The organism is Streptomyces sp. NPDC056231 (assembly GCF_048270745.1).
Classification (GTDB): Bacteria; Actinomycetota; Actinomycetes; order Streptomycetales; family Streptomycetaceae; genus Streptomyces.
The window spans coordinates 231,442-248,740 of record NZ_JBLVKW010000004.1 but is presented as its reverse complement, the minus strand read 5'-3'; the positions used below and the strand labels follow the sequence as shown (position 1 = coordinate 248,740).

12 protein-coding genes are annotated in these 17,299 nt (G+C 69.0%); 10 read left to right on the top strand and 2 right to left on the bottom strand.

What is annotated here, in order from left to right:
• The first annotated feature begins 114 nt into the window (after nucleotides 1-114).
• The 6 genes from miaA to hflX all read left to right on the top strand — a co-directional run bounded on the left by miaA (nucleotide 115) and on the right by hflX (nucleotide 8,228).
• The gene (gene miaA, locus ACNPQM_RS06270; RefSeq protein WP_418083192.1) at nucleotides 115-1,053 is read left to right on the top strand and encodes a tRNA (adenosine(37)-N6)-dimethylallyltransferase MiaA; all 939 of its coding nucleotides are present in this window, start codon (nucleotides 115-117) and stop codon (nucleotides 1,051-1,053) included.
• A gap of 107 nt (nucleotides 1,054-1,160) precedes the next feature.
• Complete coding sequence (locus ACNPQM_RS06265; protein ID WP_418083225.1) at nucleotides 1,161-1,598, top strand: hypothetical protein; 438 nt, start codon at nucleotides 1,161-1,163, stop codon at nucleotides 1,596-1,598.
• Nucleotides 1,599-1,695: 97 nt separating this feature from the next.
• Nucleotides 1,696-2,568: a diaminopimelate epimerase gene (dapF, locus tag ACNPQM_RS06260; protein ID WP_418083191.1), complete on the top strand. Its 873-nt coding sequence runs from the start codon at nucleotides 1,696-1,698 to the stop codon at nucleotides 2,566-2,568.
• A 287-nt stretch (nucleotides 2,569-2,855) separates the two neighbouring features.
• Nucleotides 2,856-5,009 (top strand): RelA/SpoT family protein, encoded by a 2,154-nt coding sequence (locus tag ACNPQM_RS06255; RefSeq protein WP_418083190.1) that lies wholly within the window; start codon nucleotides 2,856-2,858, stop codon nucleotides 5,007-5,009.
• Between the two features lie 99 nt (nucleotides 5,010-5,108).
• The gene (locus ACNPQM_RS06250; RefSeq protein ID WP_418083189.1) at nucleotides 5,109-6,563 is read left to right on the top strand and encodes a M1 family metallopeptidase; all 1,455 of its coding nucleotides are present in this window, start codon (nucleotides 5,109-5,111) and stop codon (nucleotides 6,561-6,563) included.
• A 144-nt stretch (nucleotides 6,564-6,707) separates the two neighbouring features.
• Complete coding sequence (gene hflX, locus ACNPQM_RS06245; protein WP_418083188.1) at nucleotides 6,708-8,228, top strand: GTPase HflX; 1,521 nt, start codon at nucleotides 6,708-6,710, stop codon at nucleotides 8,226-8,228.
• A gap of 75 nt (nucleotides 8,229-8,303) precedes the next feature.
• Here hflX and ACNPQM_RS06240 read toward each other — a convergent pair whose 3' ends face one another.
• On the bottom strand, nucleotides 8,304-9,473 hold the full coding sequence (locus ACNPQM_RS06240; RefSeq protein ID WP_418083187.1) for a trypsin-like serine peptidase: 1,170 nt from the start codon (nucleotides 9,471-9,473) through the stop codon (nucleotides 8,304-8,306).
• A 214-nt stretch (nucleotides 9,474-9,687) separates the two neighbouring features.
• Complete coding sequence (locus ACNPQM_RS06235) at nucleotides 9,688-10,911, bottom strand: trypsin-like serine peptidase (RefSeq protein ID WP_418083186.1); 1,224 nt, start codon at nucleotides 10,909-10,911, stop codon at nucleotides 9,688-9,690.
• 314 nt (nucleotides 10,912-11,225) lie between these two features.
• Between ACNPQM_RS06235 and ACNPQM_RS06230 the strand changes: the two genes are divergently transcribed.
• Genes ACNPQM_RS06230 through ACNPQM_RS06215 form a run of 4 tightly spaced genes read left to right on the top strand, consistent with a single transcriptional unit; the run spans nucleotide 11,226 to nucleotide 17,249 of the window.
• Nucleotides 11,226-12,617 carry a diaminobutyrate--2-oxoglutarate transaminase family protein gene (locus tag ACNPQM_RS06230; RefSeq protein ID WP_418083185.1) on the top strand — a complete coding sequence of 464 codons (1,392 nt, stop codon included), beginning with the start codon at nucleotides 11,226-11,228 and terminating at the stop codon, nucleotides 12,615-12,617.
• Nucleotides 12,618-12,646: 29 nt separating this feature from the next.
• Nucleotides 12,647-14,542 (top strand): IucA/IucC family protein, encoded by a 1,896-nt coding sequence (locus ACNPQM_RS06225; protein ID WP_418083184.1) that lies wholly within the window; start codon nucleotides 12,647-12,649, stop codon nucleotides 14,540-14,542.
• A gap of 52 nt (nucleotides 14,543-14,594) precedes the next feature.
• Nucleotides 14,595-15,329, top strand: coding sequence for a GNAT family N-acetyltransferase (locus ACNPQM_RS06220; protein WP_418083183.1), 735 nt, complete (start codon nucleotides 14,595-14,597; stop codon nucleotides 15,327-15,329).
• 60 nt (nucleotides 15,330-15,389) lie between these two features.
• A complete protein-coding gene (locus tag ACNPQM_RS06215) occupies nucleotides 15,390-17,249 on the top strand; it encodes an IucA/IucC family protein (protein WP_418083182.1) in 1,860 nt (619 codons plus the stop codon).
• The last annotated feature ends 50 nt before the right edge of the window (nucleotides 17,250-17,299 follow it).

Here is a 17,299-nt window from a genome sequence, read left to right as displayed (position 1 = left end):
ACAGGGGGCCGGTCCGAACCGGCGCGCGACACCTCGGAACAGCAAACGACTCCGGCTTCGTGCCGTCACGTAGCCCATTCGGGGAGAGGGCTGGACATTTGCGAGACTGGGGCAGTGAGTAGTCCATCTCCCGCACCGCGGGTCATCGCCGTCGTCGGTCCCACTGCAGCCGGAAAGTCTGATCTGGGGGTATTCCTGGCCCAGCAGCTCGGTGGCGAAGTGGTCAACGCCGACTCCATGCAGCTCTACCGGGGGATGGATATCGGCACTGCGAAGCTGACGCTCGCCGAGCGCGGGTCCGTACCCCACCGACTGCTGGACATCTGGGACGTCACCGAGACGGCCAGCGTCGCCGAGTACCAGCGGTTGGCCCGAGCCGAGATCGACCGGCTGCTCGCCGAGGGCCGGACCCCGGTTCTGGTCGGCGGTTCAGGGCTGTACGTGAAGGGTGCGATCGACGCACTGGAATTTCCCGGCACGGACCCCGGCGTACGCGTCAGGCTGGAACAGGAACTGGCGGAGCACGGTTCAGGGACGTTGCACGGCCGCCTCGCCGCCGCCGACCCCGAGGCGGGCCGGGCCATCCTGCCGAGCAATGGCCGCCGCATCGTCCGGGCCCTCGAAGTCATCGAGATCACCGGGAAGCCCTTCACGGCCAACCTCCCGGGTAACGAAGCGGTCTACGACGCAGTCCAGATCGGCGTCGACGTGGCCCGCCCCGAACTCGACGAACGCATCGCCCTCCGGGTCGACCGGATGTGGGAGGCAGGGCTCGTGGACGAGGTGCGCACGCTGGAGGCCCGCGGTCTGCGTGAGGGGCGCACCGCCTCCCGTGCGCTCGGCTATCAGCAGGTGCTCGGCGCACTGGCCAAGGAGTGCACGGAGGACGAGGCGCGCGCCGAGACGATCCGCGCCACCAAACGCTTCGCGCGCCGTCAGGACTCCTGGTTCCGCCGCGACCCCCGCGTCCACTGGCTGAGCGGCGCCGAGGAGCACCGCGGGGAACTCCCGCACCGGGCGCTGACGTTGGTCGAACGAGCGGTTACAGCCTGATCACGTGATGGCATCGGGAAGCCCTGGCCGTCATTAAGGCGACCGGGAGCGTGCCATCATCGAGCATCGATCGACCAGTGGAGTCCGAGTTGGGAGGGCGCGTGGCGATGGAGGCCGGCCCTCGCGACACAGAACAAGACGCACCGGACATGCAGCACGAGGCGGGACGCCTGAGCCCCGACGGGCCCGACGAGCCCCAGGTGACCCCCGAGGTCGAGGTCGAGCTGCGGCCCGCGCGCCGTCTGAGGATCTGGCAGCTCGCCCCGATCGTCATGCTTGCCGCGGTCGGTTCTCTGATGTTCGCCTTCCCGCTCGCCTTCGAGTTCGGCGACGGGGGTGCGGTCGTCGCCATGCTCGGTCTGCTGATCAGCTGCTGCGCCGCGGGCTGGGGGATGATGGCCGCCCGCCGTGTCGGCCACACCTGGCCGGGCCTGCCGGCGCGGGGCTCGGGGGAGCGCCCCGACTGGCGGGTGATCGCCCTGTACGTGGCCGTGTGCGGCGCTCTGGTCGCGCTGGCCATCTGGCGCGTGGCGCGACTGCGCTGAGTCCGGGCTCGCGTCCCCGTCATCCGTCCACAGCCGTGTCCGTCCACCGTTCGGACTGGCTTCGTCCGCTGTCGGCGCGGCCTCGTACAGTTGCCCTGTGAGCACCTCGGAGATCCCCTTCCTCAAGGGTCACGGCACCGAGAACGACTTCGTGATCGTTCCCGACCCGGACAACGCCGTCGACCTGCCCGCATCCGTCGTCGTCCGGCTCTGCGACCGACGGGCCGGTATCGGCGGTGACGGGCTGCTGCACGTCGTGCGGTCCGCCGCACACCCCGAGGCGCGGACCATGGCGGCCGACGCCGAGTGGTTCATGGACTACCGCAATGCCGACGGTTCGATCGCCGAGATGTGCGGCAACGGCGTGCGGGTCTTCGCCCACTATCTGCAGCGCGCCGGACTCGTCGAGGAGGGCGACCTCGCGGTCGCGACCCGCGGCGGCGTGAAGAAGGTCCACCTCGCCAAGGGCGGCGACATCACGGTCTCCATGGGGCGCGCCCAGCTCCCCGAGGACGGTGTCACGGTCACCGTGGACGGCCGCAGTTGGGACGCCCGCAACGTGAACATGGGCAACCCGCACGCGGTGGCCTTCGTCGACGACCTGGCACACGCGGGCACGCTGTTCTCCGTACCGCCGTTCAGCCCTGCCGCCGTCTACCCCGACGGCGTCAACATCGAGTTCGTCGTGGACCGTGGACCGCGCCATGTGGCGATGCGCGTCCACGAACGCGGTTCCGGCGAGACCCGCTCCTGTGGAACCGGCGCCTGCGCCGTGGCCGTCGCCGCCGCCCGCAGGGACGGCGCGGACCCCGCCGAGACCGGCACCCCGATCACGTACACCGTCGATCTGCCCGGCGGCACCCTTGTGATCACCGAGCGGCCGGACGGCGAGATCGAGATGACCGGAGCCGCTGTCATCGTCGCCGAGGGCAAGATCGATCCGGCCTGGCTCGAAACAGTGACCGGCTAGGGCGAGTTTCGAAAGTCCCGCCAGCCGGGCGGCATCTGGCACGCACGCTCCAGACGCCGCCCGGCCCGCCCTACGGCCGGACGACGCTCCTTTCAGAACACACCCTGGTGCCGTGACCGGCAAAGCTTGCCGGGAGGGGCAGTGGAGCGTCGCTCGAATGGGTGATCCGTTTCACGCTGAGCGAGAGCGGGACTCCGCCACGTGGTGGGGTCGGTAGCATCAAGCACCGGCCCGGAGGCGCGTCCGCGCTTCCCCACCGCCGGTCGACGTTTGCCGGAGGTGCCCCCATGAGCGCAGAGGCCACCAACCCAGGTGCTCCCATCCGCAGACGAGGCCGTCCCCGGATCGATCTCCGCAGGCTCGGCCGCGTCGCCGTGCTCGGACCGGTCTCCCGTGACCGGCTGCCCGACGCGATCGGCCACGTCGCCGAGGCCCACCGGGCCCACTACCCGGACGCCGACCTCAGCGTCCTCCGCAAGGCCTACGTCCTGGCAGAGTCCTCCCACCGGGGGCAGATGCGCAAGAGCGGCGAGCCCTACATCACGCATCCGCTCGCGGTCACGCTGATCCTCGCCGAGCTCGGGGCCGAAACCACGACACTGACCGCTTCGCTGCTCCACGACACGGTCGAGGACACCGAGGTGACCCTCGATCAGGTGCGGGAACAATTCGGCGACGAGGTCTGCTATCTCGTCGACGGCGTCACCAAGCTGGAGAAGGTCGACTACGGGGCGGCCGCCGAACCCGAGACGTTCCGCAAGATGCTCGTCGCCACCGGGGACGATGTCCGGGTCATGTCGATCAAGCTCGCCGACCGGCTGCACAACATGCGCACCCTCGGTGTGATGCGCCCGGAGAAACAGGCGAGGATCGCCAGGGTCACCCGTGACGTGCTGATCCCGCTCGCCGAACGGCTCGGGGTGCAGGCACTCAAGACCGAGCTGGAGGATCTTGTCTTCGCGATCCTCCATCCCGAGGAGTACGCGCACACCCGGGCACTGATCGCCGCGTCCTCGGCACCGGAATCCGGCTCCCCGGGCGCCACCGGCGACCCCCTCTCCGCCATCGCAGAGAACGTCAGAACTGTGCTGCGGGACGCCGACATCCCCGCAGAAGTCCTCATCAGGCCCCGCCATTACGTCTCCGTGCACCGCGTCAGGATCAAACGCGGAGAGCTGCGCGGCACCGACTTCGGGCGGCTGCTCGTGCTCGTCGGCGAGGACGCCGACTGCTATGCCGTCCTCGGCGAGCTCCACACCTGCTTCACCCCCGTGATCTCCGAGTTCAAGGACTTCATCGCGGCCCCCAAGTTCAACCTGTACCAGTCGCTGCACACCGCTGTCGTGGGCGCGGAGGGCGCGGTCGCGGAAGTCCTCATCCGTACCCATCGCATGCACAAGGTCGCCGAGGCGGGCGTGATCGCCCTCGGCAACCCCTACACCGCGGACGGAACCTCCACGCTGCCGCAGGCCGAACCCGCGGACGGCGAGCGCGCCGACCCGACCCGGCCCGGCTGGCTCTCCCGGCTCCTCGCCTGGCAGCAGTCCGCCCCCGACCCGGACACCTTCTGGACCACCCTCCGCGCCGACCTCGCCGAGGACCGGGAGATCACGGTCTTCCGTACCGATGGCGGCACGCTCGGACTCCCCGCCGGCGCCAGTTGCGTCGACGCCGCCTACGCGCAGTACGGCGACGAGGCCCACAGCTGTATCGGGGCCCGGGTCAACGGCCGACTCGCCACGCTCTCCACCGTGCTCAGCGACGGGGACACCGTGCAGCTGCTGCTCGCCGAGGACACCGCCTCCGGCCCCTCACCGGACTGGCTCGACCACGCCCGTACGCCCGCCGCGCGCATCGCCATCACCGGGTGGCTCGACGCCCACCCGGAGGGTGCCCAGGGGACGTACGGCAGCCAGCCCGCGGGCTGCAGGCCCGAGCGGCAGCCGGCCTACCTGTCGGACGCCGGCGCCAACCGGGCCGCACGCCGCGCCGCGACCGCCGTCGTAGGAATGCCGGACGCCACCGTACGGCTCGCAGGCTGCTGCACCCCCGTGCCGCCCGACGACGTCACCGGATTCACCGTGCGCGGCGGCGTCGTCACCGTGCACCGGCGAGAGTGTCCCGGGGTGGCCCGGATGCAGGCAGCGGGCCGGACACCCGTCACGGTGGGCTGGGGCGACGCGGCGGAATGCCGGGTCACCCTGGTCGCCGAGTCCTTCGGCCGGCCAGGGCTGCTCGCCGATCTCACCGAGGCCATCGCGTCGGCGGACGCGGCGATCATCTCCGCCACCGTGGAACCGCCCAGCGAACAACGTGTCAGGCACACCTACACCCTGCAGCTCCCGGACGCCGCCGGACTGCCCGCACTGATGCGCGCGATGCGGGATGTACCGGGGGTGTACGACGTGAACCGCGCCCAGCACCCGACCGCCGCCGTCTGAACCAGTCCTTCGTGGCGCCCAGCTGTCCCGGCGACCTCGTTCGAGTGGCGTGGCGCGTGCCGCGCCTGTCCCCGTGCGGGTCGCTGATAGCCGTAGTCCATGCCGTTCATCCCCCGCCGCCTGCGGGCCGCCCTGCTGGCCACTGCATCGGCCACCCTCGTTGCCGCCACTGTGCCCTCACCCGTGCCGCTCGGCATCGGAGATTCACTCTTCCCCACCCTCGGCAACCCGGGGTACGACGTCCTCTCGTACGACATCGGATTCACCTACCACGGCAGCAACAGCAAACCCCTGGACGCCGTCACCACGATCGACGCGCGGACCACCGAGCCACTGGACCGGATCAACCTCGACTTCACCCGCGGCACCGTCCGTTCCGTCGCGGTGAACGGCCTGCGCGCCCACTTCGCCGTCACGGGCGAGGACCTCGTCGTCGACCCCCCTGGCACGCTGCCTGCCGGAGTGCCGCTCCGGATCACCGTCCGGCACACCAGCGACCCCAGGGGCGACCAGGACAGCGGTGGCTGGCTGCGCACCTCCGACGGCCTGGCCATGGCCAACCAGGCCGACGCCGCGCACCGGGTCTTCCCCAGCAACGACCACCCCTCCGACAAGGCCTACTTCACCTTCCGGGTGACCGCCCCCAAGGACCTGACGGTGGTGGCCAACGGCCTGCCCGCGGGTAAGGTCCGGCACGGCGCCTCGACCACCTGGACGTATCGGACCGAGCACCCCATGGCCACCGAACTGGCCCAGGTCTCCATCGGGCACTCGACCGTCCGGAAGCGGACCGGGCCGCACGGGCTGCCGGTCCGTGATGTGGTGCCGGCCGCGGACGCCGCCCGCCTGGAGCCCTGGCTCAAGAGGACGCCCGGACAGCTGGAGTGGATGGAGCGCCAGGTCGGCCGCTACCCCTTCGAGACGTACGGACTGCTGGTCGCCGACACGGAGACCGGTTTCGAGCTGGAGACCCAGACACTGACTCTCTTCGAACGGACCCTGCTCACCAACAAGGCATATCCCCAGTGGTACGTCGACTCGCTCATGGTTCATGAGCTGGCCCACCACTGGTTCGGCGACAGCGTCTCCCCACAGACCTGGTCCGATCTCTGGCTCAGCGAGGGACATGCCAGCTGGTACGAGGCCCGCTACGCGGAGGAGCACGCCAAGAAGCCGCTGGAGAACCGGATGCGCGATGCCTACAACCGGTCCGACAGCTGGCGCGCAGTCGGAGGCCCGCCCGCCCGTCCCGCCGCGCCCTCGCCGGGACAGAAGATCAGCCTCTTCCGGCCCGTCGTGTACGACGGCAGTGCGCTGGTCCTCTACGCGCTGCGGCAGGAGATCGGCAAGAGCTCCTTCGACCGGCTGGAACGCCGCTGGGTGAGGACGCACCGTGACTCCACCGCGACCACGGCGGACTTCGTCCGGCTGGCGTCAGAGATCGCGGGACGCAACCTGACCGCATTCTTCGACGGCTGGCTGTACGGCAAGAAGACCCCGCCGATGCCCGGGCACCCGGACTGGCACAGCACACAGCCCGCCGGACACCGGTAAACCCGGGTGACGGGGCCGCCCGGGCCGTGCCACTATCGACGGGTCGCCGCGACAGCCGGACCGGAGATTCTCCCGAGCGGGAATCTTCCGGACAGGTCACGCGTTGTGACTGACGTAACGGACTTCCATCGACGTAAGGATCCAATGACCTCCTCTTCTTCCCTTCCCCAGGACGCGCAGAATGCGCAGAGTGCCACGGAGAACGTCACCGAGAGCCTCACCGAAAGCCTTCGGGCCCACGCCCTGATGGAAGAGGACGTCGCCTGGAGCCACGAGATCGACGGAGAGCGGGACGGCGAGCAGTTCGACCGCTCCGAGCGCGCGGCACTGCGGCGTGTGGCGGGCCTCTCCACAGAGCTTGAGGACGTCACCGAGGTCGAGTACCGACAGCTGCGCCTGGAGCGTGTGGTGCTGGTCGGCGTCTGGACCTCGGGCACCGTGCAGGACGCCGAGAACTCCCTCGCGGAGCTGGCGGCGCTCGCCGAGACGGCGGGTGCTCAGGTGCTGGACGCCGTCTTCCAGCGGCGCGACAAGCCCGACCCGGCCACCTACATCGGCTCGGGCAAGGCGTTGGAGCTGCGTGACATCGTCCTCGAATCAGGAGCCGACACCGTCGTCTGCGACGGTGAGCTCAGTCCCGGCCAGCTGATCCATCTGGAGGATGTCGTCAAGGTCAAGGTGGTCGACAGGACCGCCCTGATCCTCGACATCTTCGCCCAGCACGCCAAGTCCCGAGAGGGCAAGGCGCAGGTCTCGCTGGCGCAGATGCAGTACATGCTGCCGCGCCTGCGCGGTTGGGGACAGTCGCTCTCCCGTCAGATGGGCGGCGGCGGTTCCAGCGGCGGTGGCGGCATGGCCACCCGTGGTCCCGGTGAGACCAAGATCGAAACGGACCGGCGCCGGATCCGCGAGAAGATGGCGAAGATGCGCCGGGAGATCGCGGAGATGAAGACCGGCCGCGAGATCAAGCGGCAGGAGCGCAAGCGCAACAAGGTGCCCTCGGTCGCCATCGCCGGTTACACCAACGCAGGCAAGTCGTCGCTGCTCAACCGGCTGACCGGGGCGGGCGTCCTGGTGGAGAACGCACTCTTCGCCACGCTCGACCCGACCGTGCGCCGGGCCGAGACGCCGAGCGGCCGGATCTACACCCTGGCCGACACCGTCGGGTTCGTTCGGCATCTGCCGCACCACCTCGTCGAGGCGTTCCGCTCCACCATGGAGGAGGTCGGCGAGTCCGACCTGATCCTGCACGTGGTGGACGGCTCGCATCCGGTTCCCGAGGAGCAGCTCGCCGCGGTGCGCGAAGTGATCCGCGAAGTGGGTGCGCTGGACGTGCCCGAGGTCGTGGTGATCAACAAGGCGGATGCGACCGACCCGCTGGTCCTCCAGCGTTTGCTGCGGAACGAGAAGTACGCCATTGCCGTCTCGGCGCGGACCGGGGCCGGAATCGACGAGCTGCTCGCGCTCATCGATGCCGAACTGCCCCGGCCGTCGGTCGAGATCGAGGCACTCGTCCCGTACACGCACGGCGGACTCATCTCCCGGGCGCACGCCGACGGCGAAGTGATCTCCGAGGAACACACCTCGGAGGGCACTCTCCTCAAGGCGCGGGTGCACGAGGAACTGGCCGCGGAACTCGCGCCGTTCACGCCTGTGGCGCACTGACAGCACGACACAGTACGGACCGAAGGCCCGCCCCCTCATGAGGGAGCGGGCCTTCGGGCGTGAACCGGACCGTGACTACTGGCCGACGAACTTGTCGCTCATCATGGTGAAGATCTTCTGCGCGCCCTGGCCCAGATGGGGTCCTGCGAGCCAGCCCGAAGTCACCGGGCCGATGGAGGTGTTGGAGACCAGCGCCAGCTTGCCGTCGGAGCCCTCACTGAACCAGCCGCCACCGGAGGAACCGCCGGTCATGGTGCAGCCGATGCGGTACATCGTCGGGGTGCTGGGGCTGATGGAGAGCCGGCCGGGACGGTCGATGCACTTGTGCATGATCAGACCGTCGTACGGGGCGGCGGCGGGGTAGCCCCACGCGCCCATGGCGCTGATCTGCGAGATCTCGGGGGCGTCGAAGTTGACCGGCAGGGCGTTGCCCACGGTCTCCTCAAGCGACTTGGTGCCGTTCTGCGGCTGCACGTGCAGCACCGAGTAGTCGTACGGAGCGCCCTCGCCACCGGTGGGGCCGCCATGGGCGATCCACTCACCGGAGGTCGTGACCCAGTCGGCCCAGAACGCGCCGTACGGGGCGATTTCCTCGGGCCGGGCGTTCTCCAGCGCGGCGGCGGACTTGCCCTTGTCGTTGTAGGCGGGCACGAAGACGATGTTGCGGTACCAGCCGCCCTTCGAACCGGCGTGGACACAGTGTCCGGCCGTCCACACCAGGTTGGACCTGCCCGGGTTCTTCGGGTCCTTGACGACCGTGCCCGAGCAGACCATGGACCCCTCGGGGGAGTCGAAGAACACCTTGCCGACCGGGGCGGCGTGCTTGTGGTACGGCAGTTCCTCGGGCTCTGCCTTGACCGGTGCGGGCTCCGGGTCCGTGACGCCCTGGTCGCCGGAGAAGTCACTGGCCGCCATCGTCTTCGCCGGGTCCTTGGCGGACTTCATCCGCTCGGGCTTCCACAGCCCGTCGATCACCGGGTTGACGAAGTCCTTGGCCTCACGCAGCCACTTGTCCTTGTCCCAGTTCTTCCACTCGCCGTTCCTCCACTTCTCCGGGTCGACGCCGTGCTTCTTGAGCTTCTCGGCCAGATCGGCGGATATGCCGCCGCCGGTGTCGTTGCCACCGGCGGATTCGGCGGCGGGCTTGCTGTCCGCCTTGTCCTCGCTCGGACCACATGCTGTGGCCGTCAGCGAGAGAGCGGCGACGAGGCCGGCCGCGACGAGCAGTGGTCGTACGGATCGCATGGAAAACGTCCCCCTGAAACCAGAAATTGCCATGAACGCGTCATTCGGATGATCGGTGGCCACCCCGAGATGCAGGACCACCCTATGACGGTCCGGCGCATGCGTTGCGCCACCGAGGCGCCGACTCATAAGGGGGCCCCGACGGACTGCTGTCGCGCCGAGGGCCCCCTGAGCACTCATCACCGGCAAGGCTGCCGGTCATAGTTCGTGTGGGTTACTGTCCCGCGTACTTCTTGCTGACCGCGTCGTAGACGCCCTTGGCCTCCTTGCCGAGGCGCGGCCCTGCCAGCCAGCCGGCCGTCACCGGGCCGATGGACGTGTTCGACACCAGTGCGGGCTTGCCGTCCTGGCCCGCCGCGACCCAGCCACCACCGGAGGAGCCGCCGGTCATGGAGCAACCGATGCGGTACATCGTCGGGTCTGCCTCGGTGAGCGAGAGGCGGCCCGGCCTGTCCTTGCACTGCAGCATCTTCTGGCCGTCGTACGGCGGAGCGGCCGGGAAGCCGGTTGCGGTCATGGTGTCGACCTTCGGCACGGCCGGGGCGTTGAAATCGACGGGCAGCGCCGAACCGACCGTCTCTTCAAGGGACTTCCCGGTCGAGCCCTTCTCCGGGGCCACATGCAGGACCGCGAAGTCGTACGGGGCTCCCTGGCCACCGGTGGGGCCGCCGTCGGCGATCCACTGGTCGGACGTCTGTGCCCACTGCCCCCACCACACGCCATAGGGAGCGATCTTCTCCTTGGGCGCGTTCTTCAGCTCGGCAAGCGACAGACCGCTGTTGTTGTACGACGGCACGAAGGCGATGTTGCGGTACCAGCCGCCCTTCTTGCCCGCGTGCACACAGTGCCCGGCGGTCCACACCATGTTGGACTTTCCAGGATTGGCCGGGTCCTTCACCACGGTTGCGGAGCAGACCATGGAACCTTCAGGGCCGTCGAAGAAGAGCTTCCCCGACTCTGCGGCACTGCCGTGGTACGGCGACTGCACATTCGTGGCCCGGACCGGCGTGGGCGTCGGGTCCGTCACACCCTTGTCACCCGAGATGTCGTTGTCGACCGGCTGCTCGGGCGCCTTGTCGGCATCCCGCATACGGTCCGGGTCCCAGAGGCCCTCGATGATCGGGTTGATGTAGTCCTTGGCCTCACGCAGCCACTTGTCCTTGTCCCAGTTCTTCCACTCGCCGTTCTTCCACTTGTCGAGGTCGACGCCGTGTTCCTTGAGCCGGTCCCGCAGATCATCCGGAATAGCGATCTTGTTGTCCGAGGTCAGCCCAGTGGAGTTGCTCGGCTCGGCATTCGCACCGTCCTCGCTCGGCCCGCAGGCGGTGGCCGTGAGCGCGAGAACGGCGGTGACCGCGGCCACCGCGAGCACGGATGAGGGCCTGCGGCGTGCGCTCCTCCCCGGACGTGCGGTGAGAACTGGTCGAATCGGTCGCATGCGGTGATCCCCCTGGGACTTCGTAACTCAACACTTCTGTAGTGCATTTGGGCACTGTTCCGAACGTTCCGCACCATCCGGTGATGGTGCCCGGAGTGTCGGCACGGCCCCCACTATGCCGGTGCCGGTGGTGACGGTAAGCAGCAGGTCCACGGTTCCGCCTCCGCAAGGATCTTCCGATTACCCGTGATCCCCTGCGCCCGGCGTCGTTGGTACGTACGAGGGACTTACGGGCAGCATTCACCGCCGCAGTCCGTCCTTGCGGAAACGTACTGACGTGCAACGCAACCGTTACAGCGGGAGGACCAGAAGCCGTGGCCGTGACCGAACCAGCTCCCGTGGCATCGCCCGCGGCGCACGAGGGAATCCTGCGCCGCCAGTCGCTGCGCGAATCGGCCGCTCGCACCTACGCACGGTCACTGCCGATCGTGCCGGTGCGGGCGCGCGGGCTGACCATCGAAGGTGCGGACGGACGGCGCTATCTGGACTGTCTCTCCGGAGCCGGCACGCTGGCGCTCGGGCACAACCATCCGGTGGTTCTGGAGGCGATCAAGAAGGTCATCGACTCGGGTGCGCCCCTCCACGTTCTCGACCTCGCGACCCCGGTCAAGGACGCGTTCACCACGGAACTGTTCGCCACACTGCCACGACAGTTCGCCGACAACGCCCGTATCCAGTTCTGCGGGCCGGCCGGCACGGACGCGGTCGAGGCGGCCTTCAAGCTGGTCCGGTCCGCGACCGGGCGCAGCGGACTCCTGGCTTTCACCGGCGCCTACCACGGGATGACGGAGGGAGCCCTTGCGGCCTCGGGCGGAGCCGAGGACGTCCGCGTGACCCGGCTGCCCTTCCCGCTGCAGTACCGGTGCCCGTTCGGCATCGGTGGCGAACGCGGCGCCGACATCGCTGCCCGGTGGACCGAGAGCCTGCTGGACGATCCCAAGGGCGGAGTACCCGCGCCGGCCGGAATGATCGTCGAACCGGTACAGGGGGAGGGCGGTGTGAACCCCGCCCCCGACGGCTGGATGCGCCGGATGCGTGAGATCACCGCGTCCCGGTCCATTCCCCTGATCGCCGACGAGGTCCAGACCGGCGTCGGCCGGACCGGTGCTTTCTGGGCAGTCGAGCACAGCGGGATCACCCCTGATGTGATGGTGCTCTCGAAGGCCATCGGTGGTTCCCTCCCGCTTGCAGTGATCATTTACCGCTCCGAGCTGGACACCTGGCGACCGGGCGCCCACGCCGGCACGTTCCGCGGCAACCAGCTCGCGATGGCCGCCGGCACGGCCACGCTTGCCTACGTGCGCGAGAACCGGCTCGCCGAGCACGCCGCGTCGCTCGGCGCCCGTATGCTCGCCCGCCTCCGCACGCTGGCCACCGACCACCCGTGCGTCGGAGACGTCCGCGGGCGGGGGCTGATGATCGGGGTCGAACTCGTCGACCCCGAGTCCGCCCCGCTCACCGGCGATACCGGAGGTGCCACCGAGGCATCGCCGGATCCGGTCCTCGCCGCCGCTGTCCAGCAGGAATGCCTCCGACGCGGCCTCATCGTCGAACTCGGCGGACGCCACTCCACCGTTGTACGCCTGCTCCCTCCCCTCACACTCACCGACGAACAGGCAACGGCGGTCGTCGACCGCCTCGCCGACGCCCTGGCAGCCGCTGAACGCTCGCCGCATCGCCGAATCGCGACCGGGTCGACCTACTGACCCCGGACACCCTCACAAGGAAGACCGCCGTGAACCCCACCCCCGCGCCCGCGCCCGAGGCCGACGGCGCTCCCGTCAGCCAGCAACGAGGCCAGTCCGTCCTCGTCGGTTGTGTGGCAGTCGAGCAGACGACGGTGCCGCGCCAGATGGCAGCCCTCCATGGCGAGCGGTGCACTCCGCAGGCACTCCCTGCCGGCGCAGGAACGGCCGATCCTCTCGATCACCCGGACCCGCTCCGGGCCGCAGACGCATCAGGCGTCGAGAACCTGCTGCGCTGCTGGGTCCGCGAGAACGATCTGCCCCGACCCGACGGGAACGCTCTGCGCATCCCGCTTCCCGCCAGCGGCACCGCCCTGCTCGTCCCCGTCCTTTATTGGTCCGCCACGGGATGGCACCGCTTCGGCCCACCCCTCCTGGAGCACGCACCCGACGAGGCGCCGACCACCGATGCCGTCACCGTTGCCGCCCTCCTGGGCCGAGAGGCAGACCGCAACGAAGGTGCCGACATGGTGGCCAGGGTCGCCGACTCCGTACGCCGTACAGCCGGTTTCATCGCCGAGCGACGCCGCACACCTGTACCTCCCGCCGACGCGGACCTCTTCCTCACCGCCGAGCAGTCGCTTTTGCTGGGTCACCCCCTGCACCCCAGTCCCAAGAGCCGCGAAGGCCTCTCCGAGAACGAATCCCGTCTCTACTCACCTGAGCTGCACGGCTCTTTCCCGCTGCACTGGATGGCTGTGGACCGCTCCCTGCTGGCCACCGAGTCCTCCTGGACGGACGGAGGCCGCCCCGTCCCCGCCGAAGACCTCGTCGCCTTCCACGCCGACGGACTGCACCTCCCCGCCAACGCGGTACCGCTTCCGCTCCACCCCTGGCAGGCCCGGGAACTGGGCAGTCGTCCGGACGTCGCGGCCCTGCTCGAAGCCGGTCTTCTCCATGACCTGGGACCGCACGGCGAGCCCTGGCACCCCACCTCTTCCGTCCGTACCGTCCATCAGTCCGGTGCCGATGTCATGCTCAAGCTCTCCCTCGGTGTACGCATCACCAACTCCCGCCGTGAGAATCTCCGCAAGGAACTCCACCGGGGCGTGGAGGTCCACCGGCTGCTCCGCAGTGGACTCGCTGCGCAGTGGCACGCGGTCCACCCCGGCTTCGACATCGTTCGCGACCCGGCTTGGCTCGCCGTCGACACACCGGGTGGTGAACCCGTCCCCGGCCTCGACGTCATGCTGCGCCACAACCCCTTCGGCCCGTACGACGATGCGGTGTGCATTGCCGGGCTGACGTCCCCGCGCCCCTGGTCCGACCGGCCAGGCATGCAATCGCGCCTCGCCGACATCGTCTTCCGCCTCGCTGCCACCACCGGCAGATCCAAGGGAGCGGTTGCCGCCGAGTGGTTCCTGCGCTACCTCGACCGGGTCGTGCGCCCCGTGTTGTGGCTCGATGCCACAGCAGGCGTTGCCCTCGAAGCCCACCAGCAGAACACGCTGGTGCTGCTCGACGCCGCCGGCTGGCCCGTCGGGGGTCGATACCGGGACAATCAGGGCTACTATTTCCGCGAATCGCATCGCCAGGCACTTGACCAGAGGCTCCCCGGCATCGGAACCCTCAGCGACACCTTCGTCTCTGACGCGGTCACCGACGAGCGCTTCGCCTACTACTTGGGCATCAACAACGTCTTCGGTCTGATCGGGGCCTTCGGCGCCGAGCACCTCGCCGACGAACGAGTGCTCATCGCCGGCCTCCGCCGGTTCCTCGGCGGAGTCATCGACCTCGGCTCCCCGCTTCCCGCGCAATTGCTGCAGAAGCCGCACCTGCGGTGCAAGGCCAACATGCTGACCCGGCTCCACGGTCTCGACGAACTCGTCGGCCCCGTCGACACTCAGTCCGTCTATGTCACCATCGCCAACCCCCTGTACGCCTGAAGGAACATGACCACCGCCTGAACCACCGAACCGCTGAGAGGAGAGCGTCACCGTGCCTCCCGACGATGCGCACGCTGATGCAGGAACCGGCCCCGCCCCACAGGCTGGGGCGGGCATCGAGGACACCCTGGACCTGAAGCTCTCCGACGAGTTCCTCGCGCTGTTCGGGGAAGACACACCGGCATCAACACCGGCCACCGCCCTGTCCGGTACCTCCGACCTGCTCGACAACCCGGCCGAATGGCGACCGGTCACCACGACCGCCGGCGTGTTCCAACTCGTCCCGGTGCGCATGGACCGCGACCTGGCCGTGATCAGTCGTTGGATGAACGACCCCGCGGTCGCCGCCTTCTGGGAACTCGCAGGGGACGCAGCCGTCACCGCCACCCATCTACGCCCGCAACTCGACGGTGACGGACGCAGCGTCCCCTGCCTGGGCGTGCTCTCCGGCGTTCCCATGAGCTACTGGGAGATCTATCGTGCGGACCTCGACCCACTGGCGCGCCACTATCCCGCCCGACCGCATGACACCGGAATCCACCTCCTCATCGGTGGTGTGAACAACCGCGGGCGTGGCATCGGCACCACCCTGCTCCGGGCCGCCTCTGACCTCGTACTCGACAACCGTCCTCTCTGCGCACGCGTCGTGGCGGAACCCGACTTGCGCAACACTCCCTCCGTCTCCGCCTTCCTGAGCGCCGGCTTCCGGTTCTCCGCGGAAGTCGAACTCCCCGACAAGCGAGCCGCCCTGATGGTCCGCGACAGAGCCCACCGTGCCCAGCTGTGAACGACCTGTTGCATCACTTACACCGCTCGAAGCCCATCGGTTCCGTCCCGAGGAGTCCCCGTGCCGAACAATCCTGCGAGCCATGAATCAGCGGAGTCTCCCGCGCTGCTCAGCACTCCAGAACTGAACCGGACGGTCTGGGACCAGGCTGCCGCCCGCCTGCTCGCGAAAATGCTCGGAGAGTTCGCCTACGAGGAAGTCATCGTCCCGCTTCCCAGGGCCGCCGGGAGCGACATCTACACCCTTGCGCTGGACGACGGCGAAACCCTGAACTTCCGCGCCGGACGGGGTGTCTACGGCGGCTGGCACGTCGCCACCGACTCGATGCGGGTCAGCGACCGGAACGCGCCCGCGGGTACCGGTCAGGACGAGAGCACCGGGACCATCCCGTTCCGCGATCCGTTGCAGTTCCTTGCCCGCGCCCACCGTCTCCTCGAACTCGACGGCGCCACTCTCGGCCATCTGATCCGCGAGATCACCACCACACTCGCCGCCGACGCCCGGCTGGACCACACCGCGTTCACCGCCGCCCGGCTGGCCGAACTCGACTACGCCGAGCTCGAGGGACACCAGACCGGCCATCCGTGGCTCGTCGCCAACAAGGGGCGTCTCGGATTCTCCGCCGCCGACGCCTCCCGCTTCACGCCCGAGGCCCGCAGACCGGTCAGGCTGCCGTGGATCGCCGTGAGCACCCGGATCGCCGGCTACCGAGGCGTGACCCGCCTTGTCACTCCCGAGCAGCTGTACGCGCAGGAACTCGACGCCTCGGTCCGCACATCATTCACCGCCGAGCTCCGCGCCCGCGGCCTCGACCCGCACTCCTACCTCTTTCTTCCCGTGCACCCCTGGCAGTGGGACGAATGGATCGTTCCGCTGTTCGCCCCGGCCATTGCCGACGGTGACATCGTTCCGCTGCACACCGACGAAGACCTGCGGTTGCCGCAGCAGTCCATCCGTACCTTCGCCAACCTCGGACACCCCGACCGGCACACCGTCAAACTGCCGCTGTCGATCCTCAACACGCTGGTCTGGCGGGGTCTCCCGACCGAGCGCACCCTCGCGGCACCCGCCGTCACCACCTGGGTCCAGGGCCTGCGTGACCGCGACCCCTTTCTGCGTGACACCTGTGGGGTCATCCTGCTCGGAGAGGTGGCCTCCGTAGCCGTCGAGCATCCGCTGTACGACCATCTCCCCGAGACCCCGTACCAGTTCAAGGAAATCCTCGGCGCGATCTGGCGAGAACCGCTCCACCCCCGGCTCGCGACCGGTGAGCGCGCCCGCACCCTTGCGTCGCTGCTCCACATGGATCCGCACGGCCGCGCCTTCACGGCCGAGCTCGTCGCCCGCTCGGGGCTGACCCCCTCCGCCTGGCTGACCCGGCTCTTCGCTGCACTGCTCCCGCCGCTGCTGCACTTCCTCTATCAGTACGGCACGGTCTTCTCCCCGCACGGCGAGAACGCCATCGTGGTCTTCGACGGCCAGGATGTGCCCGTACGGCTGGCGATCAAGGACTTCGTCGACGATGTGAACATCAGCGCCCGGCCGCTGCCGGAGCACGCGACCATGCCGGACGACGTACGCAGCATCCTTCTCACCGAGGAGCCCGGCTTCCTCACCCAGTTCATCCACTCGGGGCTCTTCATCGGTGTCTTCCGATTCCTGTCCAGGCTGTGCGAGGAGCAGCTTGCTGTCCCGGAGGACGAATTCTGGTCACTCGTCCGAGCCGAGATCCTGCGCCACCACGCGCGCTTTCCCGAGCTCAAGGACCGCTTCGAGATGTTCGACATGCTGACGCCGCGTATCGAACGCCTCTGTCTCAACCGCAACCGCCTGTATCGCGACGGCTACCGTGACCGGTCCGAGCGCCCCCACGCCGCCGTCCACGGCACAGTTCCGAACCCACTCCACCCCTCCGCATGAGTCCTGGAGTGATCCCCGTTGTCAGTGGTGCACCGTAGGCTGGTGGCGCT